General features: G+C 65.5%; 22 protein-coding genes. 14 read left to right on the top strand and 8 right to left on the bottom strand.

What is annotated here, in order from left to right; genetic code table 11:
* Window positions 1–20: 20 nt before the first annotated feature.
* On the bottom strand, window positions 21–431 hold the full coding sequence (locus ACSYG9_RS25105) for a YchJ family protein (RefSeq protein WP_440125007.1): 411 nt from the start codon (window positions 429–431) through the stop codon (window positions 21–23).
* Window positions 432–527: 96 nt separating this feature from the next.
* Between ACSYG9_RS25105 and ACSYG9_RS25100 the strand changes: the two genes are divergently transcribed.
* Window positions 528–1,148, top strand: a complete 621-nt coding sequence (locus ACSYG9_RS25100; RefSeq protein ID WP_454840367.1) for an FHA domain-containing protein — start codon at window positions 528–530, stop codon at window positions 1,146–1,148.
* On the opposite strand, the gene ACSYG9_RS25095 is transcribed toward ACSYG9_RS25100, so the two are convergent.
* Window positions 1,129–2,088 (bottom strand): alpha/beta fold hydrolase, encoded by a 960-nt coding sequence (locus ACSYG9_RS25095; protein WP_440125005.1) that lies wholly within the window; start codon window positions 2,086–2,088, stop codon window positions 1,129–1,131. The two genes, ACSYG9_RS25100 and ACSYG9_RS25095, sit on opposite strands and share 20 nt — an antisense overlap.
* 93 nt (window positions 2,089–2,181) lie before the next feature.
* Between ACSYG9_RS25095 and ACSYG9_RS25090 the strand changes: the two genes are divergently transcribed.
* Window positions 2,182–2,670, top strand: coding sequence for a TIGR00725 family protein (locus ACSYG9_RS25090; protein ID WP_454840364.1), 489 nt, complete (start codon window positions 2,182–2,184; stop codon window positions 2,668–2,670).
* Between the two features lie 104 nt (window positions 2,671–2,774).
* Here ACSYG9_RS25090 and ACSYG9_RS25085 read toward each other — a convergent pair whose 3' ends face one another.
* Window positions 2,775–4,058, bottom strand: a complete 1,284-nt coding sequence (locus ACSYG9_RS25085) for an amidohydrolase family protein (RefSeq protein WP_440125004.1) — start codon at window positions 4,056–4,058, stop codon at window positions 2,775–2,777.
* A 377-nt stretch (window positions 4,059–4,435) separates the two neighbouring features.
* Here ACSYG9_RS25085 and ACSYG9_RS25080 point away from each other — a divergent pair, with 377 nt between their 5' ends.
* The 4 genes from ACSYG9_RS25080 (at window position 4,436) to ACSYG9_RS25065 (ending at window position 7,632) form a co-directional block, all read left to right on the top strand.
* Window positions 4,436–6,028, top strand: a complete 1,593-nt coding sequence (locus ACSYG9_RS25080; protein WP_440125003.1) for an ABC transporter substrate-binding protein — start codon at window positions 4,436–4,438, stop codon at window positions 6,026–6,028.
* A 2-nt stretch (window positions 6,029–6,030) separates the two neighbouring features.
* A complete protein-coding gene (locus ACSYG9_RS25075) occupies window positions 6,031–6,846 on the top strand; it encodes an SDR family NAD(P)-dependent oxidoreductase (protein WP_440125002.1) in 816 nt (271 codons plus the stop codon).
* Window positions 6,847–6,910: 64 nt separating this feature from the next.
* Window positions 6,911–7,129 (top strand): helix-turn-helix domain-containing protein, encoded by a 219-nt coding sequence (locus tag ACSYG9_RS25070; protein WP_440125001.1) that lies wholly within the window; start codon window positions 6,911–6,913, stop codon window positions 7,127–7,129.
* Window positions 7,129–7,632, top strand: a complete 504-nt coding sequence (locus ACSYG9_RS25065) for a DUF2029 domain-containing protein (protein ID WP_440125000.1) — start codon at window positions 7,129–7,131, stop codon at window positions 7,630–7,632. The genes ACSYG9_RS25070 and ACSYG9_RS25065 overlap by 1 nt, the downstream gene beginning before the upstream one ends.
* An 8-nt stretch (window positions 7,633–7,640) precedes the next feature.
* Here the strand turns inward: ACSYG9_RS25065 and treY are convergent, their stop codons facing one another.
* From treY to ACSYG9_RS25050, 3 genes are read right to left on the bottom strand one after another with little or no spacing between them, the layout of a single operon-like run.
* The gene (gene treY, locus ACSYG9_RS25060; RefSeq protein ID WP_440124999.1) at window positions 7,641–10,040 is read right to left on the bottom strand and encodes a malto-oligosyltrehalose synthase; all 2,400 of its coding nucleotides are present in this window, start codon (window positions 10,038–10,040) and stop codon (window positions 7,641–7,643) included.
* Window positions 10,037–12,331: a glycogen debranching protein GlgX gene (gene glgX / locus ACSYG9_RS25055; protein ID WP_454840360.1), complete on the bottom strand. Its 2,295-nt coding sequence runs from the start codon at window positions 12,329–12,331 to the stop codon at window positions 10,037–10,039. Before glgX ends, treY begins: the two co-directional genes overlap by 4 nt.
* 53 nt (window positions 12,332–12,384) lie before the next feature.
* Window positions 12,385–14,460 (bottom strand): acyltransferase family protein, encoded by a 2,076-nt coding sequence (locus ACSYG9_RS25050; RefSeq protein WP_454840359.1) that lies wholly within the window; start codon window positions 14,458–14,460, stop codon window positions 12,385–12,387.
* A gap of 139 nt (window positions 14,461–14,599) precedes the next feature.
* On the opposite strand from ACSYG9_RS25050, the gene ACSYG9_RS25045 reads away from it, so the two are divergent.
* The 3 genes from ACSYG9_RS25045 to bioD all read left to right on the top strand — a co-directional run bounded on the left by ACSYG9_RS25045 (window position 14,600) and on the right by bioD (window position 17,817).
* Window positions 14,600–15,880, top strand: a complete 1,281-nt coding sequence (locus tag ACSYG9_RS25045; RefSeq protein WP_454840358.1) for an adenosylmethionine--8-amino-7-oxononanoate transaminase — start codon at window positions 14,600–14,602, stop codon at window positions 15,878–15,880.
* 96 nt (window positions 15,881–15,976) lie between these two features.
* Window positions 15,977–17,116 carry an aminotransferase class I/II-fold pyridoxal phosphate-dependent enzyme gene (locus ACSYG9_RS25040; protein WP_440124995.1) on the top strand — a complete coding sequence of 380 codons (1,140 nt, stop codon included), beginning with the start codon at window positions 15,977–15,979 and terminating at the stop codon, window positions 17,114–17,116.
* On the top strand, window positions 17,113–17,817 hold the full coding sequence (bioD, locus tag ACSYG9_RS25035; RefSeq protein WP_454840357.1) for a dethiobiotin synthase: 705 nt from the start codon (window positions 17,113–17,115) through the stop codon (window positions 17,815–17,817). Before ACSYG9_RS25040 ends, bioD begins: the two co-directional genes overlap by 4 nt.
* Before the next feature lie 18 nt (window positions 17,818–17,835).
* Here the strand turns inward: bioD and ACSYG9_RS25030 are convergent, their stop codons facing one another.
* Window positions 17,836–18,468 carry a methyltransferase domain-containing protein gene (locus ACSYG9_RS25030; protein WP_440124993.1) on the bottom strand — a complete coding sequence of 211 codons (633 nt, stop codon included), beginning with the start codon at window positions 18,466–18,468 and terminating at the stop codon, window positions 17,836–17,838.
* 119 nt (window positions 18,469–18,587) lie between these two features.
* Between ACSYG9_RS25030 and ACSYG9_RS25025 the strand changes: the two genes are divergently transcribed.
* From ACSYG9_RS25025 to ACSYG9_RS25005, 5 genes are read left to right on the top strand one after another with little or no spacing between them, the layout of a single operon-like run.
* The gene (locus tag ACSYG9_RS25025) at window positions 18,588–18,875 is read left to right on the top strand and encodes a hypothetical protein (protein WP_440124992.1); all 288 of its coding nucleotides are present in this window, start codon (window positions 18,588–18,590) and stop codon (window positions 18,873–18,875) included.
* Window positions 18,872–19,681, top strand: a complete 810-nt coding sequence (locus ACSYG9_RS25020; protein ID WP_440124991.1) for a hypothetical protein — start codon at window positions 18,872–18,874, stop codon at window positions 19,679–19,681. The genes ACSYG9_RS25025 and ACSYG9_RS25020 overlap by 4 nt, the downstream gene beginning before the upstream one ends.
* A gap of 40 nt (window positions 19,682–19,721) precedes the next feature.
* On the top strand, window positions 19,722–21,653 hold the full coding sequence (locus ACSYG9_RS25015) for a fumarate reductase/succinate dehydrogenase flavoprotein subunit (protein ID WP_440124990.1): 1,932 nt from the start codon (window positions 19,722–19,724) through the stop codon (window positions 21,651–21,653).
* Between the two features lies 1 nt (window position 21,654).
* Window positions 21,655–22,401, top strand: a complete 747-nt coding sequence (locus tag ACSYG9_RS25010; protein WP_440124989.1) for a succinate dehydrogenase/fumarate reductase iron-sulfur subunit — start codon at window positions 21,655–21,657, stop codon at window positions 22,399–22,401.
* Window positions 22,402–22,461: 60 nt separating this feature from the next.
* A complete protein-coding gene (locus ACSYG9_RS25005; protein ID WP_440124988.1) occupies window positions 22,462–23,100 on the top strand; it encodes an MSMEG_1061 family FMN-dependent PPOX-type flavoprotein in 639 nt (212 codons plus the stop codon).
* A gap of 32 nt (window positions 23,101–23,132) precedes the next feature.
* Here the strand turns inward: ACSYG9_RS25005 and ACSYG9_RS25000 are convergent, their stop codons facing one another.
* A complete protein-coding gene (locus ACSYG9_RS25000) occupies window positions 23,133–24,116 on the bottom strand; it encodes an ABC transporter substrate-binding protein (RefSeq protein WP_440124987.1) in 984 nt (327 codons plus the stop codon).
* Between the last annotated feature and the right edge of the window lie 8 nt (window positions 24,117–24,124).

The raw sequence follows: 24,124 nt of genomic DNA, 5'->3' as shown, positions 1-24,124 counted from the left end.
TCCCTGAAACCTGCCCACACCTACCGGCCGCCGGTTGCGTCCAGGTACAGCCAGGCGCCGTCCTCACGGACGAAACGGCTGTGTTCGTGCAGGACGTCGGCGCTTCCGCTCGCGATGTAGTGCGCCCGGAACTCGACCGTGCCCTCTGTATGAAGGAATCCGCCGCCCGTCGTCCGCAGTATCTCGAGACCGGTCCACCTGGTCCCGGGGTCGAGGTCGAGCGATGCGGGCCGGGACGACGGATGCCATGTCCGTAGCAGGTACGCGGTGTCGCGGAGTACGAACGCCGTGTACCGCGACCGCATCAATTCCTCGGGTCGCGATGCGACACCGCCGTCGAGCAACCTCCCGCAGCAGTCGGAGAATCGGATTCCGCGTCCACACGGGCACGGATGGTCGGTAGCTGGCTTCTGGTCGCGATGTCGGTTCACCTGACCATTGTCGTCGAGCGCGCGGGACGAGTGGCGGCGTGTCCTTGCCGAACACCTCGCGCGGGCGCACGATTGATCCGTGTGCAGGAGACCTCGGTGAGCGACGCGCTCGATCCGCGTCTGACGTACCTCGACGAACGTGGGCATCAGCACCATGTGGTGTTGACGTCGCAGACTCCGAGGGTGACGATCGGCCGCGCTACCGACGCCGATGTTGCATTTCCCGGCGACGACGAGGTCTCGCGCCTGCATGCGGTGGTCGAGTGGCTCGGCACCGACTGGACCATCCTCGACGACGGGCTCTCGCGCAACGGAACTTTCGTCAACGGTGAGCGGATTGCGGGGCGCCGGCGGTTGCGTGAAGGCGACAGTATCCGTATCGGTTCGCACCGCCTGCGCTTCCAGGAGATCGGAGCGGGCCCCGACGAGGCTACCCGCATGGCCACAGAGCTGCCCACGGTGAACTCGTTGACGGAAATCCAGCGCGGGGTCCTGCGTGCGCTGTGTCGTCCGTACAAACACGGGGTGGCCTTCGCGTCGCCCGCGTCGAACCAGACCATTGCTTCGGAGATGTATCTCAGTGTGGACGCCGTGAAAACACATCTGCGGACACTGTTCGCGAAGTTCGGAGTCGAGGATCTACCGCAGAACCGCAAGCGAGTGCGTCTTGCCGAACTTGCGATGCACACGGGTGTGGTCAGCGAACGCGACCTGTGACCTCTGTTGCGGCTGTTCGGGCACGGGACACCCGATCGGCCAGATCTCTGAGCGCCGCGGCCACCGCGTCGGGATGCTCGACCGTGACCGAATGACCGGCACCCTCGATGCGTACGAGTTCCGAGTGCGCCAGCCGCGCCGCCACACCGACTGACAGCTCGAACGGCGTCAGCTCGTCATGGGATCCGCACAGCACAAGTGACGGGAGGTGAGTCAGAACGGAGAGAGCCGCGGCTTCGTCGAGCACTGCGAAGGACCGGAGAAAGCCCGCGATCGTGACCACCGACGTGTCGCTGCACAGCAATGCGAGCACCGTAAGCACCCAGGCATCCGACCTCGACGACACGGTGCGGCGACGATGCAGCGCACCGGCTACGGGCAGTCCCACTCGGCCGCTCCACCGCGCGATTCGCTGTGTGGTGTCCGGTGCCCGGGACACAGCCCGGCGGAACAACTCCACCACCGGGCTGTGCAGATACCGCCCGAGCCCGGAAAGAGCGAGATCGTCGGCCGCGGTGGAGATCAATGCGACTCCCGCGACGCGCGTGCTGATGTCGGTCGAATGTTGACGCGCATAGGACAGGATCGCCATGCCGCCCATCGAATGCCCCACCAGGACGATGGGTCCGGAAGTGGCGGCGTCGAGCACCACACCCAGATCGCGCCCGATCCGGTCGAGGGTGTACGTCTCGGCGGGTGCTGCACCGGACCGGCCGTGGCCACGATGGTCGAAGAACACCATCCGCACCGGCCGGCCCATCGCGAAGAACAGGGCCTGACGCAACCGAGACCAGATGTCGGTGTCGTGACAGTGGCCGTGCACGAACACGAACGTCGTTTCCGCTGTGTCGGGGCCGGCGGCGGTGACTGCAAGGGGCACGCCGTCGTCGGTGTACACCGTAGTGTGCCGCAGACGAGTCGAATGGTGAGAAGCGGGCATGTCACCAGGGTGCGTGCCTTGGCACGGTGACGTGAGCTCCCCTGCCGGTGGAATCCGAAAACCGGGGATAGGTGCCCTTTCACCCTTGGGGTAGTGGACAATCCCGATATGCATTCGCAGCGCTATGTCGGTGTCGTCGGTCCGGGCGAGGCGACTCCCGAGCAACGGCGAGTCGCCCGTCAGGTCGGCGGTCTGCTCGCCGGCCGCAGAGCAGTCGTTGTCACCGGCGGTCTCGGCGGGGTCATGGCCGCGGCCTCCCGGGGGGCGATCGAGGCGGGTGGGACCACGCTCGGGCTGCTTCCCGAGGACGACCGGGTGGTGGGTAATCCGTACCTGACGGTTGCGATCCCGACCGGCCTGGGAGAGATGCGTAACGCGCTGCTCGTGCGCAGCAGCGACGCACTCGTGGTGGTCGGCGGGAGCTGGGGAACGATGAGCGAGATCGCGTTGGCCGTACGCACGGGGGTACCGGTCGTGTCGATCGGAGGCTGGAAGATGCCCGCGGGGGGCGTACTCGACGTCGAATCGCCGGAGGAAGCGGTCGAATGCCTGCACGCATTGCTATGGCGTAAGGACGCCTGACCCTTCACATTCCGTGAAAACGTTCCACAGGGAAGCTCCACTACGACACGCGGTGCCCGCCGATCTCGTCTCGGCGGGCACCGCGCATCCGAGCTTCCGGACAGTTACGAACCGGCTGCCGAGTCTGCGAGCTCGTAGCGCCGGCGGTATTCCTGCTTGGACGTTTCGCTGATGTCGACGTCCTGTGCGCGTGCCCGCAGGGCACCGACGGTGGCCTGCTCACGGGCCGTGTGCTCGAACGGATCCCAGCCGAAGAACCGCGCGGCGTTCTCGAAGGTGACCTTGTCGATCTCCTCGTCGGTGAGCTCGGCAGCGACGAGTTCCTCCATGAGCATCTCGGGGGAGCGCGGCCACGTGGAATCCGAATGCGGGTAGTCGCATTCCCAGGCGATGGTGTCGATACCGAGACGCTCTCGATTGTTCAGGCCGCTGGGCTCGGTGATGTAGCACGCGAGGAAGTTCTTCTTCCACACGTCGGTGGGCGACATGCCCTTCGGCAGGAAACTCGCACCGGTCCAGGACTGGTTGACGATGTGGCGTTCGAGTCGGTCGAGCCAGGGTGCGACCCAGCCGACGCCACCTTCACTCATCGCGACCTTGAGGTCGGGGAATTTCTGGAACGCGCCGCTGAGCATCATGTCGGTTGCGGAGATCGTCGAGATCAGGGGGGTGAGCACCATCATGTCGTCTAGGTCGAAACCCGTGGGGCGCTTGACCAGGCTCATGCCGCCGCCGATGTGCAGGCTGAGCACGATGTTGTGGTCGACGCAGGCCTTGAAGATCGGGTCCCAGTAGCCGGACTTGAAGTCGGGGTAGCCGTCGCCGACGCCGTAGGGGGTTTCCGGGATGGAGATGGAGCGGCAGCCCATCGCGGCGAGCCGGTGGATTTCCTTGACGGATTCGTCGGCGTCGTAGAACGGGATGATGCCGAGGGGGATGAAGCGTCCGGGGTGGGTGTCGGGGACTTCCCCGACCACCCAGTCGTTGAAGGCTTTGAGGGCTGCAAGGGAGAGTTTCTTGTCGGGCAGGGTGGCGAGGTGGGTGCCTGCGAAGCCCGGGAAGGTGGCGAACAGGGTGGCGGCGAGGGTGCCGTTGGCGTCCATGTCGCGCACGCGCATGTCCATGTCGTAGACGCCGGGCCGCATTTCGGCGTAGCCGGTGGGGTCCATGCCCCATTCTTCCTTGGGCCAGGAAACGACGGCGTTGAGGCCGGAGCTGCCGACGACAGAACCCTGGAACAGCCATGCCTCGACGTTGGGGTTGCGGGGATGGGCGGTCAGCGTCGGGGCTTGGTCCATGAGGCTCTTCGGAAAGTGCTTCTCGAAGATGTCTCGGGGTTCGACCACGTGGTCGTCGATGCTGACCATCACCATGTCATCGATATTCATCGAAAATCCTCTCGTGAGCCTGCGGGACGAGACGCCGCAGCAGTGCGGGGCGGGCGGCAATTCGGTCGGGCCGAGAATTCGTGCTGCGGAGCTGCGCCCACGGTGTGCGTCCGGACGGACCGGGTCGGCCGTCCGGTGTGTGACGAGAATCTCCTTACTGCTTTTCGAGAAGACTAATCTCACGGGGTTGCGCCCGCAAGATCGGGAGGGGCCCGGCGTTGTAGGCCGGATGGCGCGCAGCCGAGGTGATTCGCAGGGTGTCTACGAATGTGATCCTTGCCACATGAGTGAAGGCACCCTATTCTCACAATCCAGAATTACATTCCAGATTCGAAGAGTGGGACCTGTGTTCTTCGTTCCCCCGACGAGAGGGTGAAATGCTCCGATCGAAACGTGTGCTTGCAGTGGTGGCGGTGGCATGCGCCACCGCACTGATCTCGACGTCCTGTGGTGGCAACGGTGCCGACAACTCCGGAATGGGAACTTCCGGTTCAGGGGGGCTCGAAGAAACGGCAGACCCGGTGGCGGGTGGCTCTCTCGATGTCATCCAGATGGGTGAGCCGCGCAGCCTCGACCCTGCCGCGTTGTCGAACACCTATGCGCATCAGCCCGCTCTGGGCAACGCCCTCTACGGCTCGCTGATCGTCAACGATCTCGAGACGCAGGAGATCGAATATGTGATGGCCACCGACTTCGCCAGCACCGATGGGGGCGCGACCTTCACCCTCACTCTGCGTCCGGACCTCACGTTCACCGACGGCACACCGTTCGATGCCGCCGCGGTCAAGTACAACTGGGACCGGCTTCGTGATCCGTCTCTCGGCTCCACTGCGATCCGGGTGGCGGGTCAGATCGCTGGAGTCGAGGTGAAGGATCCCACGACGGTGTCGGTCGCGCTCGTGAGCCCCAACCCGCACTTCCCGCAGAGCATGCTCACCACCTCGCTGAACTGGATCGCCTCGCCGACCGCTCTCGAGAAGGGGCGTGAGGCATTCGACGAGAACCCGGTCGGGGCCGGCCCGTTCACCTTGGTCGATTGGGTCCGTCAGGGTGCGATCGAACTGGAGAAGAACCCGAACTACTGGGACGCACCCAAGCCGTATCTCGACACGCTGCGGATAACCACCGTGGCGGATACGAGCCAGCGATTCAATGCCGTCTCGACCGGCACCGCAGACCTGGCATCGGAGGCCAGTTGGGCCACACTCGACAAGGCCGAGCAGGCGGGTGTGGGCACCGAGCTCGTGCCCACCGGCGGTGGCCAGATCATGGTGATGAACACAGCCCGCGCGCCGTTCGACGATGTCAGGGCCAGGCAGGCGGTCTCCATGGCCGTCGACCGCGATGCCTTGAACTCCGTGGTCTACAACGGAGTCGGGGAGGTCGCGGAGTACCTGTTCGTGGACGGTTCGCCGTTCTTCGAGGACGTTCCGTTGTGGACACACGACAAGGATGCCGCCCAGGCACTGTTCGATGAACTGGCGGCCGACGGCAAACCGCTGTCGTTCACCTTCCTGTCCTATCCGACGCAGGAGTCCCGGGCGGCGGGCGAGGCGCTGCAAGCGCAGCTGAAAGCCTTCGACAATGTCGAGGTCGCAGTCGAGGTCGCGGACTATTCCACACTCACGGCCCGCGCGGGTAACCGTGACTTCGACATGATCATCTCGTCCGCGATCGTCCAGGACCCGGACTACGCGCTGTGGACCGCCTTCCACGGTGATTCGCCCGGAAACTTCTCCGGCCTCGACGACCCTGCACTCAACGACGCGTTGGACGCCGGTCGTCTCGCGGAGTCGGACGAGGAGCGCAAGGCTGCGTACAGCACCGTCCAGGCCCGGTTGGCCGAACTCGTGCCGGGTGTGTGGTACATCAAGGCGTCGCCTTCCGTCCTGTACGGCGAGAACGTGCACGGGATCGATCTGTACACCCTCGGCGCGCCGCGACCGGAAGAACTCTGGGTGACGGAGTAGTCATGAAGTTGACTTCGGCGCGACATGCGCTCGTCACAGGTGGCGCAAGTGGAATCGGTCTCGGCATCGCCGATGCATTGTCAGGACACGGTATTTCGGTGACCATCGCAGATATCGACGAGCGAACTCGAAAGTCGGTGGTCGCGACGCGGAGCGACGGCTTCCGTGGTGTTGCTCGCGGTGCCCGAATCCGGGGCGTTGCACTCGATGTCCGTGATCGCGACGCATGGGCGCGGGCCAAGGAGGATTCGGAAGCCGCGTTCGGACCTGTCGACATTCTCGTCAACAACGCGGGTATCGGCTTCAACGGGCCGTCCGTCGTCGATATGGAGCGGGCCACGTTCGACACCCTTGTCGACATAGATCTGATGGGGGTATTCAACGGGGCGGCCACTTTCGGGGCAGAAATGCGGGAGCGGGGAGTCGGGCACATGGTCAACACCGCGTCGGTGATGGGCCTGCTCGCGGGCGCGCCGGGGCGAGGTGCATACAGTGCTGTGAAGGCGGCGGTGGTCGCGTTGTCCGAGGCCATGAGAGTGGAGATGGAGCCGCACGGCGTGGGTGTCTCGGTGCTGTGCCCGGGGCTGGTGAGGTCGAATCTCGATGCCAGCACCCTTCGGATCGGTGGACATGTCGAGGATGCCAGTGCGATCAAGGGCTCCGGGGACATCGGAATGGAGCCGCTGGTGGCCGGTGAACTCGTGGCGCGGGGGATCGAGCAGAACCTGCCGTACATCATCACACATCCGCACTATCTCGATCATCTACAGGCGCGGACGGAGGCGATCCTGGCCGCCGTTGTGCCGGTCACCGGATAAACCCGCCTTCAGAAATAGACAAGCATTCTTGACATTTTGTGTCAAGAATGCTTGTCTTTTCGGTGTGACCGGTACGCCGAGGGACAACAGGGTCCGTGAGTTCCGCAAGAAGATGCGGATCACGCAGGCCGAGCTCGGTGCGCAGGTCGGCGTCAGCCGACAGAGCATCGTGTCGACGGAAAAGGGCGACTACGCGCCCAGTGTCTACCTTGCGTTGCGGCTCGCGCGGAACCTTGGAACCACCGTCGAAGAACTGTTCCCACTGACCGAGGAGGAGCCGTGATGGCCGTGCTCATGAAAGCTGCCCGCACCGTCGGCGATCTGGACGACGAGTTCTACCACGATGAACGTCAGCGTGATGTGTGGAACGAGGCCTCGGCGGTGGGATTCCAACTGGCGCAATGGGCTGCCCTCGTCGGTGGTGCGCTGCTTCCGTGGCTCGCCGGTCGTATCGGCGCGCAGATTGCGATAGGTGTTCTCGCCGTGTGGTTCGTGATCTCGATGGCGGTGATCATGTACGCGCGCGCCTGCGATGTCGACATCTACGCTACGGCGAAGACCTGGCGTCCGCGGACGATCATGGCGGCCCTCGTCTATCTCGCAGGCATCGCCGGAATCTACGCGCGGTTGTCCACCCCGCTCGATCAGGATCCGGCGACGTGGGCCGGGCTGATCGTCGGAGGGCTGGTGGGCGGCGGCGCCGCGGTCGCCGTGATCGTGTGGCACCGGCGCCGCGAGCGTCGTCGCCAGGAAGACGAGGATGCCCGCGATCTGGCGGATCTCTAGTCGATCGGTCAGATCCGGCTCAGCGCGGCGACCGTGAACTCGGTGAGCAGGTCGCCGAGGCGGACTCGACCAGAAACGCGACGGTCGGTCAGCCGATCGATCCACTCTCCCGGCGGTAGCGCCAGCACCGTATCGCCCCAGCCGTGCGTTCCGAGCGAAACGGTATGTCGCGAGGCCACCGCAACCACATCGACGTCGTCGGCATCTCGGCCGCGACCGTACGCGAGCATGTGGTGCGCCGCGGGACCGGTGGCCCGCAGTGGTACGTAGGCGCCGCCGACGAAACTGGCAGGTCTGTCGCGGCGCAGTTGTAGCGCGGCACGGACCACAGCGAACTTCGCCGGTACCTCGCCGGAGCGCAGCAGACGTCGCCGTTCGACGTAGTCGACGGGTCGGCGGTTGTCGGGATCGACCAGTGAATCGCTCCACAGTTCGGTGCCCTGGTAGATGTCCGGGATCCCGGGCCCGAGAAGCTGGAGAAGCTTCTGGCCCAGCGCATCCGATGACGAATGCGGCTCCAGGCCGGCGACGAACTCGGACATTCCGGCACCGCACGGGCCGTCGCACACGGCATCGAGCCAAGCCAGAACCGCACCTTCGAACTCGACATCCACCTCCGTCCACGATGTGCGGGTGCCGTTTTCCCGCAACGCCTTCCGGAGGTAGTCACGCAAGCGAGTGCGCAGTGAATCGGTGACGACGCCGTCGACCGGCCAGACGCCGAACAGCGTCTGCCAGAGGAACGCTCCGATCGCCAGGTCAGGGCTCGGTGCCACCGTCTCCCACTCCGTGACACAGTCGGCCCAAAGCCGCGGCACCTGCGACAGGACGCCGATACGCGCGCGGACATCCTCACTGCGTTTGGTGTCGTGCGTCGACAACGCGGTCATCGCCCGCGGCCATGAGCGTGCGCGCTGAGCCCACAGGAGGTGGAACTCGCTCGGATCGAGACCGAAGCGTCCAGGAGTCCCTCCTACCTCCTGCAGGGAGATCAGGCGGGCCGCGCGATAGAACAGGCAATCCTCCACGGCTTTCGCGGTTGCAGCGCCGCATACCTGGCCGAACCGTGCGGCCGAGTCGGGATCCGTGGCCAATGCCTGAACCAAGACCTCCAGGGCGGGCTCCAACGCGGTGTCGCTGCGTCCCACCCGGCCGACGATGCGCGGCAACAGTGTGCTCAACGGCGCGTAGTCGGCTCGGTACACCGGGACCTGCGGCACCACCGCAATCACGGCGTCACGTACGGCGGTGTCGGTGAGTGCAGGGTCGGTGTGTGCAGGGTCGGTGCCCGCGGTGTTGCCGGTCGCACGCAGGATCGTCCGCACGAGACGATGAATCTCCGCCGCAAGTCCTGTCTCGAGTACGTGCTGCCCCAGCAGATGCTCCTGCGTCTGCACCCACTCCGCGTCGCCGTCGGCGCCGGTGAATGTGCGCGAGAGCGCGCTCAGCTCACCCTCGCCCTGCGGATCGACGAACACCGCGGCAAGTTCGTTGAGCGCGTCATAGCCGGTGGTGCCATCCACGGGAAGTGTCGCGTCGAGGGGTTCGCCCTCGGCGAGGATCTTCTCGATCACGAGCCATCGGTCGGGGCCGATCAGCTCGCGGAGCCGCCGGAGATAGCCCGAGGGATCCGCCAGACCGTCGGGATGATCGACACGAATGCCGTCGATCAGATCGTCCGAGATCCACGACGCGACCTGGGCATGCACCGCATCGAAGACTGCGGGATCCTCCACCCGGACTGCGGCAAGGTCGCTGACGGTGAAGAATCGCCGGTACCCGATCAGACCCGAATTCCACGGCACCAGCCGGTACGACTGGCGATCGTGGATCTCGGCCGCCGTGCCGGAATCGGTGCCCGGTGCGATGGGAAACCGCTTGTCGTAGTAGGCGAGCGTCGGCTCCGTGCCGGATCTGTCGACCGTGCACTCGCGCGCGTCGTCGCCCGAAGCCAGAACGGGCAACGCGATCCTGCCGTCCGCGCCGTTGTCGGCCGCAGTATCGAAGTCGAAGAACTCCGCGTACTCGGACTCGCTGCCGTGGCGGAGAGCATCCCACCACCAGAGATTCTGACGTGCGTCGGCGACACCGACGTGGTTGGGGACGATGTCGACTATCAACCCCATGCCGCGTGCCCGTGCGGCATCGGCCAGTGCTACGAGTCCGGAACGTCCGCCGAGCCCGCCCGAGACCGTGCTCGGATCCACCACGTCGTACCCGTGAGCGGAACCGTCCGCCGCGGTGAGCACCGGCGACAGATACAGGTGGGAGACGCCCAGGGCGGCGAGGTAGTCGACCAGATCCACCGCGTCGGCGAAGGTGAACGCGTCGGGACGCATCTGCAGGCGGTAGGTGGCCGTCAGCGGGACCGGGTTCGCCGCACCAGTGGTCACCGGAGTGGCGTTCATGCCGTCTTCCTCAGGACGAGCACCGAACGAGCTTGCACGGCCACCGATTCCCCGGCCGCAACCGTGGCCGGGTCGCATCGGCCGTCTGCAATATCGGTGTCGAGGGTCAGTGTCCATTCCTGCGCATGCGGCCCATCGGGGGTGACGAAGTCGAGCGGTTCGTCATGTGCGTTGAAACAGAGGAGGAACGAGTCGTCGACGACCCGCTGACCCCGCTGATCGGGTTCCGGAATGCCTTCGCCGTTGAGGACGACGGACAGAGACTTTCCGAATCCGCTGTCCCAGTCTTCCGGCGTCATCTCGTCGCCGGCGGGGGTGAGCCATGCGATGTCGCGGGATTGGTCGCCGCTGCGGATCGGACCTCCTTCGAAGAACCTGCGACGCCGGAACACCGGATGCTCCGTGCGCAACGCGATGACGTTGCGCGTGAACTCCAGCAGGTCGGCGTTCGTCTCGGCGAGTGTCCAGTCCATCCAAGACAATTCGTTGTCCTGGCAGTACACGTTGTTGTTGCCGTTCTGGGTGCGGCCGATCTCATCTCCATGCGCGATCATCGGAGTACCCTGCGACAACATCAATGTCGCGAGGATGTTGCGTTGCTGGCGCGCGCGGAGCTCGAGGACCTCCGGGTCGTCGGTCGGCCCCTCGACACCGCAGTTCCACGAGCGGTTGTGCGACTCGCCGTCGCGGTTGTCCTCGCCGTTGGCGTCGTTGTGCTTCTCGTTGTAGGACACCAGATCCGCGAGCGTGAATCCGTCGTGCGCGGTGACGAAGTTGATCGAGGCACTCGGACGCCTCCCGGTGTCCTCGTAGAGATCGGATGACCCCGTCAGCCGCGACGCGAACTCGCCGAGTGTCGCGGGCTCGCCGCGCCAATAGTCGCGCACCGTGTCGCGATACTTTCCGTTCCACTCGGTCCATAGTCCAGGGAAGTTCCCGACCTGGTAGCCGCCTTCGCCGACGTCCCACGGCTCGGCGATGAGCTTGACCTGCGACACCACCGGATCCTGTTGGACCAGGTCGAAGAATGCGGACAACCTGTCGACGTCGTGCAGTTCACGCGCGAGCGTCGACGCGAGATCGAATCGGAACCCATCGACGTGCATCTCGGTGACCCAGTACCGGAGCGAGTCCATGATCAGCTGGAGAGTGTGGGGGTGTCGGGCGTTGAGACTGTTTCCGGTTCCGGTGTAGTCCATGTAGTGGGTTTTGTCGTCCTCGACGAGCCGGTAGTAGGCGGCGTTGTCGATGCCACGGAACGAGATCGTCGGCCCGAGATGGTTGCCTTCGGCGGTGTGGTTGTAGACGACGTCGAGGATGACCTCGATACCGGCTTCGTGGAAGGTGCGCACCATCGCCTTGAATTCGGCGACGGCTCCGCTCGGTTTCGAGGCCGACGAATACGCGGCATGAGGGGCGAAGAACCCGAAGGTGTTGTACCCCCAGTAGTTACTCAGTCCCTGGTCGCGCAGCGTCTGGTCGTGCATGAACTGGTGCACCGGCATCAGTTCGATTGCGGTGACGCCGAGTAGGAGCAGGTGCTCGATGACTGCGGGGTGAGCGAGACCGGCGTAGGTGCCGCGCAGGTAGTCCGGGACCTCGGGGTGGGTGGCGGTCATGCCCTTCACATGGGCTTCGTAGATGACCGTCTCATGGTAGGGACGACGCGGATGTCGATCGGACGCCCAGTCGAAGAACGGATTGATCACGACGGTGGTCATCGTGTGGCCGAGCGAATCGAGCCGGGGGAGGCCGTCGCCCGAATCCTGTTCGTCCCCGTCGTCCCCGGGGCTGTCCGCCTGCGGATCGTCGCCGGTGCCGATGGACGATCCTGTCTCTGCCCCGGACTCCGGTGCCGGTCCGGATTCAGGAGCTGTGCCCCGGCTGTCGGGGTCCGTACCGGGCAGCGTGTACGAGTACAGGGACGGGTCGTCGTCGAAACCGCCGTCGAATGCCTTGCCGTATGGGTCCAGCAGTAATTTGCTCGGGTCGCATCGATGCCCCGCGGCAGGGTCGAACGGACCGTACACGCGGTAGCCGTAGCGCTGGCCGGGTGAGACGGTCGGGAGATACGCGTGCCACACGTATCCGTCGACCTCGTCGAGCGCGATCCGTTTCTCGGTCCCATCGCGGTCGATCAGACACAATTCGACCTTCTCGGCAACCTCAGAGAACAGAGCGAAGTTGGTGCCTGCACCGTCGTAGGTGGCTCCCAGCGGGTAGGGGTGGCCGGGCCACACCGGAACGGGCTCCGCCGCATCCCGGGTGGTGTTGCTGTCGCTGGGCTCCATGGCTGCTCAGCGTAATGCCAGAAGATGCGGCTCACCCACCGGAGCGAGTTCGCTCACCACCACCCGGTCGCAGGACCGAGTTGACGGCCCAGGTCGGGCGTCAATGTCCGCACGTAGGTGGTCGTGAGATGGTCGTCGTCGCGATAGACGAGTACGTTGCCCTCGACGACGCGGCACACTTGTTGTCGGCACAACGAATCGGTCAGATCTATCAACGTCACCGACGGAAGGTGCGCCGCGGCGGCAAGGGCCGGGTCGACCGGATCGAGCGCGGCAGCGCGGTCGATGCCGCACGACTCGGAAGTGCCGCCCGACGCCAGACAGTCCGAGGCGTTGTACTGGACCTCGTCGTCGATGAGCCACGGATTGTCGCGAATCGCTACCACGGGGATGCCGTAGTCGGCGAGCGTCTCCCACAATTCCACGTACCAGAACGGAGTGAAGTCGCCCGGTCCTTCCCCTGGGTCCTTCGTCCTGGTCGAGGTGGTGAACAGCACGTCGGGCGGATATGCCGCCAGTTCGGCAAGCACCTTCACCGACCAGGAGTCGCATTCGAAGGTCGGGGAATCCTCGGTCAGCTCGGTTGCGGGATCGGACAACGGGCAACCGACTTTGAGATAGGTGTCGAGGCGGAAGCCGTGCTCGCGGCCGAGCTCATCGAGCGCCGCGAGCCAGTGCTCGGAGTGCGAACCTCCGGCGAGCACCATGCGACGCGTCGACATCGGGTCGCCGTAGACACAGGTCAAGGCGTCACGGTTGGTGTGCTGCGCGATGCAGCCGTCGATGGTCGCGGGCGGAAGATCGTCGGCGGCCACGATCAGAGGCGGGTATACAGGCTGGTACTCGACCTCGGGCAGTCCGATCGCCGCCGCGCCGGGGTAGAGAGCCGGATCGGGGCGGGCGGAGTGAGAGAAATGACTCACAGTGCGATCGATATGGACGGTCCACCAGGTCGTGCCCGCGATGAGCGCAACACCGATCAGGGCGAGACCTGCAACCAAGGTGGTGCGCCACCGTCCCGGAACCGAGCGCCGGATCGGCGTCTCGATGAACCGCGTCGTGGCTTCGGCGAGGACGACGGAGATACCGATCACGGCCAGTCCGCCGACGAGTCCGACCGAGGGGCGGTCGCGTACCAGCAGGTAGCCGATCAGCACGGGCCAATGCCACAGATACAGCGCGTACGCAATGCTTCCGAGACGGATCAGCGGCGGCGACGACAGGAATCTCGAGGTGGGGGTGTCGGGTCCCGTGGCGCCGGGGACTGCTCCCGCAACGACCAACGCCATTGCCGCCCCCACCGGCACCAACGCCCACGGACCAGGGAAGAGGGCGTTTCCGTTGAGAGCGAAGCCGCACGCGAAAAGAATCGCAAGCCCTGCGATACCCAACGCGGATCGAACGAATTTCGGTGCCCGCACCCACGGCACGACACACACCAGGACGGCGCCGAGCGTCAGTTCCCACACTCGGGCCGCGCTGTCGTAGTACGTCCACGATTGCGGGGTCGTGGAGAACGACGCGTACGCCAGCGAGGCCACGGTGATGAGCGACAGGAGCACGGTCAGCGGCACGCGGACGGGAATCTGCGCCCGCCGCAGCAACCACGCAGAGGCGAAGACCACGATCAGTGCCGCGAGATAGAACTGTCCCTGCACCGCGATCGACCACAGGTGTTGCAGGGGGCTGACCATGGGATCGGCAGCGAGATAGTCGCTTGCGGTGCGCGCCAGTTCCCAGTTCTGCACGAACAGCAACGACGCGCGTGTCTGTTCTGCGACCCGGTTCCACTGGGGGAACGGGAGCAGAATGAGTGCGGCGATCGTGGTGCCCGCCAGGACGAGAACGAGCGGTGCGAGTAGCCGACGCCCGACCCGCCGCAACACGGGCCTCGGATCGAGCGGTGCACCCGACTCCGCGACCCGGAGCAAGGAGCCGACGAAGAAGAAGCCGGACAGCGCGAGGAATACATCGACGCCGCCGGATACGCGCCCGAACCAGACGTGGAAGACCACCACCAAGGCGATTGCGAGTCCGCGGACACCGTCGAGATCGGCGCGATAGCCGGGGCGAGCAGACGCTGGGGCGCCACTGGTGCTCACGGCTGATTGCGACGTATGGACGGACATGGTGCTGGCAGTACCCCTGGTGCGTGTGGGCTCGGCGGCCGGCTCATCCGTCGAGCTGTTCTTGTGAGCAAGCTTCACACGAACCTAGGCAGACTACGGGGTGCAGTTCAGTGATCACCAACCGCTTACAGTCGGATGCGTGTCATCTACCACATCTTCCGCCGCTCGTATCGCGTCTCTCGACGCAGCGCACCTCTGGCATCCGTACGGTGCGTTCCCTCCGTCGACCGAACCGCTCGTGGTCGACCACGCGCATGGCGCGCGGCTCGTCCTGGCCGACGGGCGTGAGCTCGTCGATGGAATGAGCTCATGGTGGGCGACGGTGCACGGTTACCGGCACCCGGCGCTCGACCGCGCTGTCACCGAGCAGTTGTCCAAGATGAGCCACGTGATGTTCGGCGGACTGACGCACGCGCCTGCGGCGCGTCTGGCCGAACTGTTGGTGGAGATCACGCCGGAGGGACTCGACAAGGTGTTTCTCGCCGACTCGGGCTCCGTGTCGGTCGAGGTCGCAATCAAGATCGCGTTGCAGTATCAGCGCGCAATCGGGACACCTGCGCGGCATCGCCTGCTCACATGGCGTGGCGGCTACCACGGCGACACCTTCGCGCCGATGAGCGTGTGCGATCCCGAAGGCGGCATGCATTCGATGTGGACGGACGTGCTCGCGCAGCAGGTGTTCGCACCTGCGCCACCGGCCGAGTTCGACGAGGCATACGTCGAGACCTTCGAATCGATCCTCACCGAGCATGCCGACGAACTCGCTGCGGTGATCGTGGAACCGGTCGTGCAGGGGGCCGGTGGAATGCGTTTCCACGACCCCGCCTATCTGCGTGAACTTCGCCGCATGTGCGATGAGCACGGTGTACTGCTGATCTTCGACGAGATCGCGACCGGATTCGGCCGCACCGGCGAGCTGTTCGCTGCGGACCACGCAGGTGTGTCGCCGGACATCCTGTGTGTCGGCAAGGCCCTCACCGGTGGCTACCTGACCTTGGCAGCTGTCCTGTGTACGTCGGCGATTGCCGAGACGATCAGCGCGGGAGAAGGCGGCGGCGTCATGCACGGCCCGACCTTCATGGGCAATCCACTCGCGTGCGCTGTGGCGGTCGCATCCACAGAGCTGTTGCTCGCACGCGACTGGCGTGGCGAGGTCGGCGCGCTGGCAGCGGGACTCGAAGCCGGTCTCGCGCCTGCGCGGGATCTACCCGGTGTTGTCGACGTCCGGGTTCTCGGGGGAATCGGCGTAGTGGAACTCGCCGACCCCGTGGACATGCGTGCTGCAACCGATGCGGCAGTCGGCGCCGGAGTGTGGCTCCGGCCGTTCCGCAACCTCGTCTACGCCATGCCGCCGTATGTGTGCACTGCCGGCGACGTGGCACAGATCTGCGACGGCATGCTCGCCGCCGCCCGCAGCTGACCGCGACGATCGCTCGAACGCACCGTGGTGGTCATGGCCGGGTTCCAGTGGGCCTCCACTCGACTACTTGAACGGTGTTCAAGTATGGTGCCGACCATGACTGCAACCGCTGCGCTCGCGTGGCTCGACACCGCCGCCGAGACTCGGCGCCGCGATGGACTGCACCGAGACCTGATTCCACGCACGCCCTCGGCGAGGGTCGTCGATCTCGCCTCCAACGACTATCTCGGACTCGTCCGCCATCCCGAGGTGCTCGCGGGCGCCACTGCCTCGCTACGTCGCTGGGGCGGGGGCGCCACCGGGTCCAGACTGGTCACCGGAACCACGGCCGAACACGAACTGCTCGAACGTGAACTCGCGGAGTTCATCGGTGCCGAGACCGGGCTGGTGTTCTCCAGCGGCTACGCCGCCAATCTCGGTGCGGTCACGGCGCTCGCGGGACGCGACACCCTCGTCGTATCCGACGCCGGATGTCACGCCTCCCTCGTCGATGCGTGCCGATTGTCGCGCTCACGCATCCAGGTGGTTCCGCACAACGACGTCGACGCCGTTGCTGCGGCCCTCGCTACACGCACCGAATCCCGCGCACTCGTTCTCACCGACTCGGTGTTCAGCGCAGAAGGAGATCTCGCGCCGCTGCTCGCATTGCACAAGGTGTGCCGCGAGCACTGCGCGATACTGCTCGTCGACGAGGCCCACGGGGTGGGGGTTCGCGGCGCAGGCGGCCGCGGACTGGTCCACGAGGTGGGCCTCGCCGGCGAGCCGGATGTGATCGTGACGGCGACACTGTCGAAATCGCTCGCTTCCCAGGGTGGCATGGTGCTCGCCGATGCCCGCGTCCGGGAACACCTCATCGACACTGCCCGCACCTTCATCTTCGACACCGGTCTCGCGCCCGCCGCAGTCGGCGCTGCGCGAGGTGCTCTGAAGGTGCTCCGCGCCGAGCCGGAACGGAAAGGGGCGGTTCTGGACCGGGCACGTCACCTTGCCGCCACGACGGCGGCGGCAGTCCCGGAATCGGCCGTCGTCTCGGTGATCCTCGGCGATCCCCACGTTGCGGTCGGTGCCGCCCGCGAGTGCCGTGAGCGGGGCCTGCACGTCGGCTGCTTCCGTCCGCCGTCGGTGCCTGCCGGAACGTCGCGGCTTCGGCTGACCGCCCGCGCCGACCTCACCGGCGACGACCTGGAGTTGATCGACCAGGTGCTCACCGACGTCCTGGCGGGAGCGCGGTCGTGAGCATGTTGTGCGTGACGGGCACCTCGACCGATGTCGGGAAGACCGTGGCGACCGCCGCACTGGCGGCGCTCGCGCTGGCGTCGGGAAAAACCGTGGCAGTGTGCAAGCCCGCGCAGACCGGAATGGCAGACGGGGAACCCGGAGATCTGCGCGAGATCGAACGGCTCACCGGGTCGAGGGTCGATGTTCTCGAACTTGCTCGCTACCCGGAACCACTCGCGCCCGACACCGCGGCGCGCCGAAGCGGTCGCCCGCCCCTGGAACTCGCCGATGTCGTCCAGGCGATCAGAGGACTCGACGCGACCCACGACCTGACCCTCGTCGAAGGCGCTGGGGGAGTGCTCGTGCGACTCGGCGCCGACGGATTCACTCTCGCCGACGTCGCGGCCGCGTTGGAAGCGCCCGCGGTGATCGTGGCGACGCCCGGGCTCGGCACTCTCAATCACACCGCGCTCACGGTTGCTGCTCTGCGTGCCGCAGGGGTGGACTGCGCCGGGGTGATCGTCGGATCGTGGCCGGCCGAACCGGGTCTCGCGGAACGGTGCAACCTCGACGACCTTCCCGATGTGGCGGGGGCTCCATTGCTCGGCCGCATTCCCGAGTACAGCGGCAGGCTCGCGCCCGAGAATTTCCGTGCCGGTGCTCGGACTTGGTTCGACGAACGACTGCAGACCGTGGTGGGCAATCCTCTGCGCGCCTGACTTTGACGAACGAACCGTTCAGCCGGGCTTGTGAGCGAGGATCCGGAAGCAGATGCCGCGCAGACCGGTTCGGTCGACTGTGTCGATGACGAAGCCCGCATCCTCGAGGTAGGGGACAGGGTCACGCACGAGATTGTCGGCCATGAACTTCAGGGTCAAGGGCTCGATCGCGCGCATGATCCGGGTCAGGAGCCGATTGGTGGAGGGGCCGTGTTCGACGAGCACGAATCGGCCCTGCGGCACGAGCACCCGCATGGCTTCGGCGCAGGCCGCTGCGGGATCGGGGATCGTGCAATACGACAGGGTCGAGACTACGGTGTCGACCGACTCGTCCTCGAGGTCCAATGCCTGAGCGTCGCCTCGTCGCACCTCGCAGTGCGCGAGCCCGTGATCGGCGATGCGCTGCTGCGCGTGTGCGAGCATCCCCGATGAGAGGTCGATCCCTGTCACCGCAGTGACATCCGGACTGTACAGCGGAAGATTCAGTCCCGTACCGACCGCAATCTCGAGGACGCGTCCCGAGGCGTGTCCGACGGCCCACTTGCGTGGATTTCCGAGCAGCCGTCGCTCCGAGAGCCGGATCTGCCTGTCGTATCTCGGTGCTGTCGCGTCGAAGAGCTCAGCGATTCGGGCGTTGTCGGGTCTTGTCACGGAGGTCCTCCACTCGGTGGCGCGAAACCACGTTCGGTGACGGCGGATCTATCGTACTGTGAAGGATGTCACATCGTCGGCCGGCGTCGACGTGCCGACCGCTGGGTCCGGAGGTACGGATGTCCACCACCGAAATGCGGGAAATGCAACGCACTATCGGTCACCTGCGTCAATGCGTCGGTTCGCTGCGCTCACGCTATGGCGACGTTGCCGCAGTGCAGCGGCTTTCGAACGATCTCGAACGACTCGACATCGACGCGCGTGACCTCGCGCAGCGACCGCCGGCCGAGGTCCAGGCACTTTCGGGTGAACGGATTCCGGTTCCCAACGAGCCGTACGACGACTCGTTGTTCCGCGGGGCGGATGTGGACGACGAAGGCCTCGGCGGACTGCACGGAGATCGGTGAACGCGCCGGCGGCGGGGGGAGTGCGATCGGCTACCCGCGCCCGGATCGCGGCTCGAACGCTCCGAACGGACCGGTGGTGGCAGACACCGCTGCTGACCGTTGCCGGTCTTCTGATCTTCATCGTCTACGCCACGGTGCGCTCGTTCGTCCGCTCGTCATACTACGTCGAGGACTACCACTATCTGACGCCGTTCTACTCGCCGTGTGTGAGTGACTCGTGTGTCGAAGGGGCCCGGCACTTCGGTACCTGGGTCGGCGAACTCCCGATGTGGATACCCCTCGCATTCCTGTCGTTGCCGTTCCTGCTCGGCTTCCGGCTGACTTGCTATTACTACCGCAAGGCCTACTACAGATCGTTCTGGCTGGCGCCTGCCGCATGCGCGGTCGCGGAACCGCATGCCCGCTATACGGGCGAGACGCGGCTTCCGCTGATCCTGCAGAATGCGCACCGCTACTTCTTCTACGCGGGTGTCGTCATCTCCCTGATCAACACCTACGACATGGTGGTGGCGTTCCAGAGCCCGAGTGGGTTCGGGTTCGGTCTCGGAAACGTGATCCTGCTGGTCAACGTGATCCTCCTGTGGGGATACACGTTGTCGTGTCACTCATGTCGGCACGTCACTGGAGGACGGCTCAAACACTTCTCGGAACACCCTGTGCGGTACAGGATCTGGACGTTCGTATCGAAGCTCAACACCCGGCACATGCAGTTCGCGTGGATCACACTGGGCACCCTGATGATCACGGACTTCTACATCATGCTCGTGGCCAGCGGAACCATCTCGGACCTGCGGTTCGTCGGCTGACGAACGGTCCGGACACACGTCGACACAGGGGAGGTCACGGATGGCGGAAGTCGAACGGCACAAGGTCGACGTGGTGGTGATCGGGGCAGGCGGAGCCGGACTGCGCGCCGTCATCGAGGCCCGTCAGCGGGGCCTCTCCGTCGCGGTCGTGTGCAAATCCCTGTTCGGCAAGGCCCACACCGTCATGGCCGAAGGCGGGTGTGCGGCCGCCATGGGCAACGCCAATTCGCACGACTCGTGGCAGGTGCACTTTCAGGACACGATGCGGGGCGGCAAGTTCCTCAACAACTGGCGGATGGCCGAACTGCATGCGCGAGAAGCCCCCGACCGGGTGTGGGAACTCGAAACCTACGGGGCGTTGTTCGACCGTACCCCCGACGGGCGCATCAGTCAGCGAAACTTCGGTGGGCACACCTACCCACGCCTCGCGCACGTCGGCGACCGCACCGGCCTCGAACTGATCCGCACCATGCAGCAGAAGATCGTGTCGTTGCAGCAGGAGGATCGCGCCGAGTACGGCGACTACGAGGCGCGGGTGAAGGTCTACGCCGAATGCACGATCACCGAGCTGCTGAAGGATCCCGAGGGGCGCATCGCCGGGGCCTTCGGATACTGGCGCGAGACCGGACGGTTCGTGTTGTTCGAGGCTCCCGCTGTCGTCGTGGCAACCGGCGGTATCGGCAAGTCCTGGAAGGTGACCTCCAACTCGTGGGAGTACACCGGCGACGGGCATGCCCTCGCGCTTCGGGCAGGCGCCGCGCTGATCAACATGGAGTTCGTCCAGTTCCATCCGACCGGCATGATCTGGCCGCCCAGCGTGAAAGGGATTCTCGTCACCGAAGGCGTGCGCGGAGACGGCGGGGTCCTGAAGAACACCGACGGAGATCGCTTCATGTTCTCGTACATCCCGCCGGTGTTCAAAGGCCAGTACGCCGAGACGGAGGAGGAAGCCGACCGCTGGTACGACGATCAGGAGAACAATCGCCGCACACCCGACCTGCTGCCACGTGACGAGGTGGCCCGCGCGATCAACTCCGAGGTCAAAGAAGGGCGCGGGACACCCCACGGTGGTGTCTTCCTCGACATCGCATCCCGGATGCCCGCAGCCGAGATCATGCGGCGACTGCCGTCGATGCACCACCAGTTCAAGGAACTCGCGGACGTCGACATCACCGCCGAGGCGATGGAGGTCGGACCCACCTGCCACTACGTCATGGGCGGGATCGAGGTCGATCCGGATACCGGTGCCGCATCGGTGCCGGGTCTGTTCGCCGCCGGGGAGTGCTCCGGAGGAATGCACGGTTCGAACCGGCTCGGCGGCAACTCGCTGTCGGATCTGCTGGTGTTCGGCCGGCGAGCGGGCCTCGGTGCGGCCGACTACGTGCTGGGACTGAGCTCCCGACCCAGGGTCTCCGATGATGATGTCACCGCAGCGTCGCGCGTCGCGTTGGTTCCCTTCGACGCAGCCGATGATGAACCCGGGACTCCCGGCGCCGTCGAGAATCCGTACACCCTGCACACCGAGCTTCAGCAGTCGATGCACGACCTCGTGGGGATCATCCGCCGCGCCGACGAGATCGAGCGTGCGCTCGGCGAACTGCAGACGCTGCGCGCCAGAATTCGCCGTGTCGCAGTGGAGGGACACCGGCAGTTCAATCCCGGCTGGCATCTCGCGGTCGACCTGCGCAACATGCTGCTGGTGTGTGAATGTGTGGCCCAGGCCGCCTTGCGACGCACCGAAAGTCGTGGTGGCCACACCCGCGACGACCATCCGTCGATGGACCCGCAGTGGCGTCGCACCCTCCTCGTGTGCCGTGTGAGCGGTGGCGATCCCGTGATTCCCGATGTGTCGGTGACCGCGCATCTGCAGGAGGCGATGCGCCCGGATCTGCTCGAACTGTTCGACATCGACGAACTCGGGAAGTACTACACCGACGAGGAACTCGCGGACCATCCGGGACGGAAGGGCTGACATGGGTTATCGAGCGGCGTTCAGGATATGGCGCGGGGATGTCGGCGGCGGCGACCTTCAGGACTACACCGTCGAGGTGAACGAGGGCGAGGTAGTGCTCGATATCCTGCATCGACTCCAGGCCACACAGACCCCGGACCTCGCGGTGCGGTGGAACTGCAAGGCCGGCAAGTGCGGATCGTGCTCGGCCGAGGTCAACGGTCGCCCTCGGCTCACCTGCATGACGCGGATGTCGGTATTCGACCCGGACGAGACCGTGACCGTGACCCCGATGCGCACCTTCCCGATCATTCGCGACCTGGTGACCGACGTGTCGTTCAACTACGCGAAGGCCAGAGAGATTCCCTCGTTCACACCGCCTGCGGATCTGGCACCGGGGGAGTACCGCATGCAGCAGATCGATGTGCAGCGGTCCCAGGAATTCCGCAAATGCATCGAATGCTTCCTGTGCCAGAACGTGTGCCACGTCGTGCGTGACCACGAAGAGAACAAGGAAGCGTTCGCCGGTCCGCGCTTCTTCATCCGGCTCGCGGAGCTCGAAATGCATCCGCTCGACGTGGCCGACCGCCGAGATGCTGCACAGGACGAGGACGGACTCGGGTTGTGCAACATCACCAAGTGCTGTACCGAGGTATGCCCGGAGAACATCCACATCACCGACAACGCGATCATCCCCATGAAGGAACGTGTCGCCGGTCGCCGTTACGATCCGATCGTCTGGTTGGGCAACAAACTCTTTCGCCGCTGACGGTGCTGGACGATCTGCGCACCGGACCGTTGGGTATCGTCCGGGGTGGAGGTGGCGCCCGTGGAGGCAAGCAGGATCGATGATCTCGTCCGCGAGAGAATCACTACGATCGAACAGCTCGAGGCAGCGGTCGGCGAACCGTTTCCGGCGATGAAAGAGAAAACGACGCCGTTCACGACGCCGCTGATACGCGAGTTCATCGCACAGGCGCGGTTCTTCGTGCTCGCAACATCCGACGCGGCGGGCAACTGCGACAGCTCACCGCGCGGGGACCTGGTCAGCACGGTGCTCTTCCCCGACGAGCGGACGCTGATTCTTCCGGACCGCCCAGGGAATCGCCGCGCAGATTCGTACCGGAACATTCTCGAGAATCCGCACGTGGGAATTCTGTTCATCGTCCCGGGCAACGAAGAGGTCGTCCGGGTCAACGGCACCGCGTCGCTGTCGACGGAGCCGGATTTGCTTGCGGAACTGGCGATGTCCGGCAAACCTGCCCAGCTCGCGGTGATCGTGAGGATCGACGAGGCCTACCTGCACTGTGCACGGGCGTTGCTCCGTGCGAAGGTGTGGGAGCCGTCGACGTGGCCCTCCCAGGAGTCCGTGCCCGCGATCCGCGAGATGATCGCCGAGCAGCACCACCTCGATATCGAGACACTCGAACCGGCCCGGCAGGAGTCGTACCGCGAACTGCTGTACTGACCCCCGCCGGGGCCGGGACGAAGCTGCCGAGGTCAGGCGCCGACGCGCTCGGTCACCTGCGGCAGGAGGTTCTCGAGGGCGAACGGGATCGACAACGCGGTGTTCACCGACATCGCGTTCGCGATGTCGGATCCGCTGTCGAGCACGATCGCTCGTCCGTCGCGCACCGCAGGAATCTGCTGGAACAACGGATTGTCGGTCACTTCGGCGGAGTCGACGTAGATCGGCATCACGATCAGCAGGTCGGAGTCGAGCATGCCGAGGTTCTCGTCCGAGATCGGGATGAAGAAGTTCTCGGTCGCGGTGGCCTCGACCTCCGGATTGTTTACGAACCCGAGATCCTGCATGAACTGCACACGGGCGTCCCGTGAGACGTAGGCGCCCCACCCGTCGGCGGTGTACGACGCAACCGTGACCGTCTTGCCCTCGAACTCAGGGTGCTCGGCCGCGGCCTGCGCGAACTGCGCATCGATCTCGCTGATCAGTTCGTCGCCCTTGTCCGGAACGCCGAGCGCGGTCGCGACCATCGTGATCTGGTCGTCGCGGGGCGTCAGATACGCCGTGGCCCCCTCCGGCGGCCCGATTGTCGGCGCGATCTGGGAAAGCGTGTCGTATCGTGCCTGCTCGCCCGAACCGGCCACGTCGAGTATCACGTCGGGAGCGACCGTCGCGATCTGCTCGAACGACGGCTCGATGGTTCCGATGATCTCCGGGGACTCGGTGTAGAGGCCGTCGGCCCAAGGACCGACCCCGTCGCCGCCGAAGGCAAGCCAGTCGCTCGCCGCGACGGGCTGAACGCCGAGCGCGAGCGCGGTTTCCGCGTCGCCCCACCCGAGTGCCGCCACCCGCTCGGGTGCGGATTCGACGGTGATCGCGCCGAACATCGTTTCGATGGTGGCGGGGAATGCGCCGTCCCCGGCAGTCGCGGTGTCGCCGGAGGGCTCGTCGCCGCCGGAACCGCAGCCGGCCACGATCAGAGCCGCGGCGGCGATGAAGGCCGCACTTCGAAGTTTCACGGGTGTCC

Source organism: Rhodococcus sp. SJ-2 (assembly GCF_053750035.1).
This window is presented reverse-complemented; position numbering and strand designations above follow the sequence as displayed.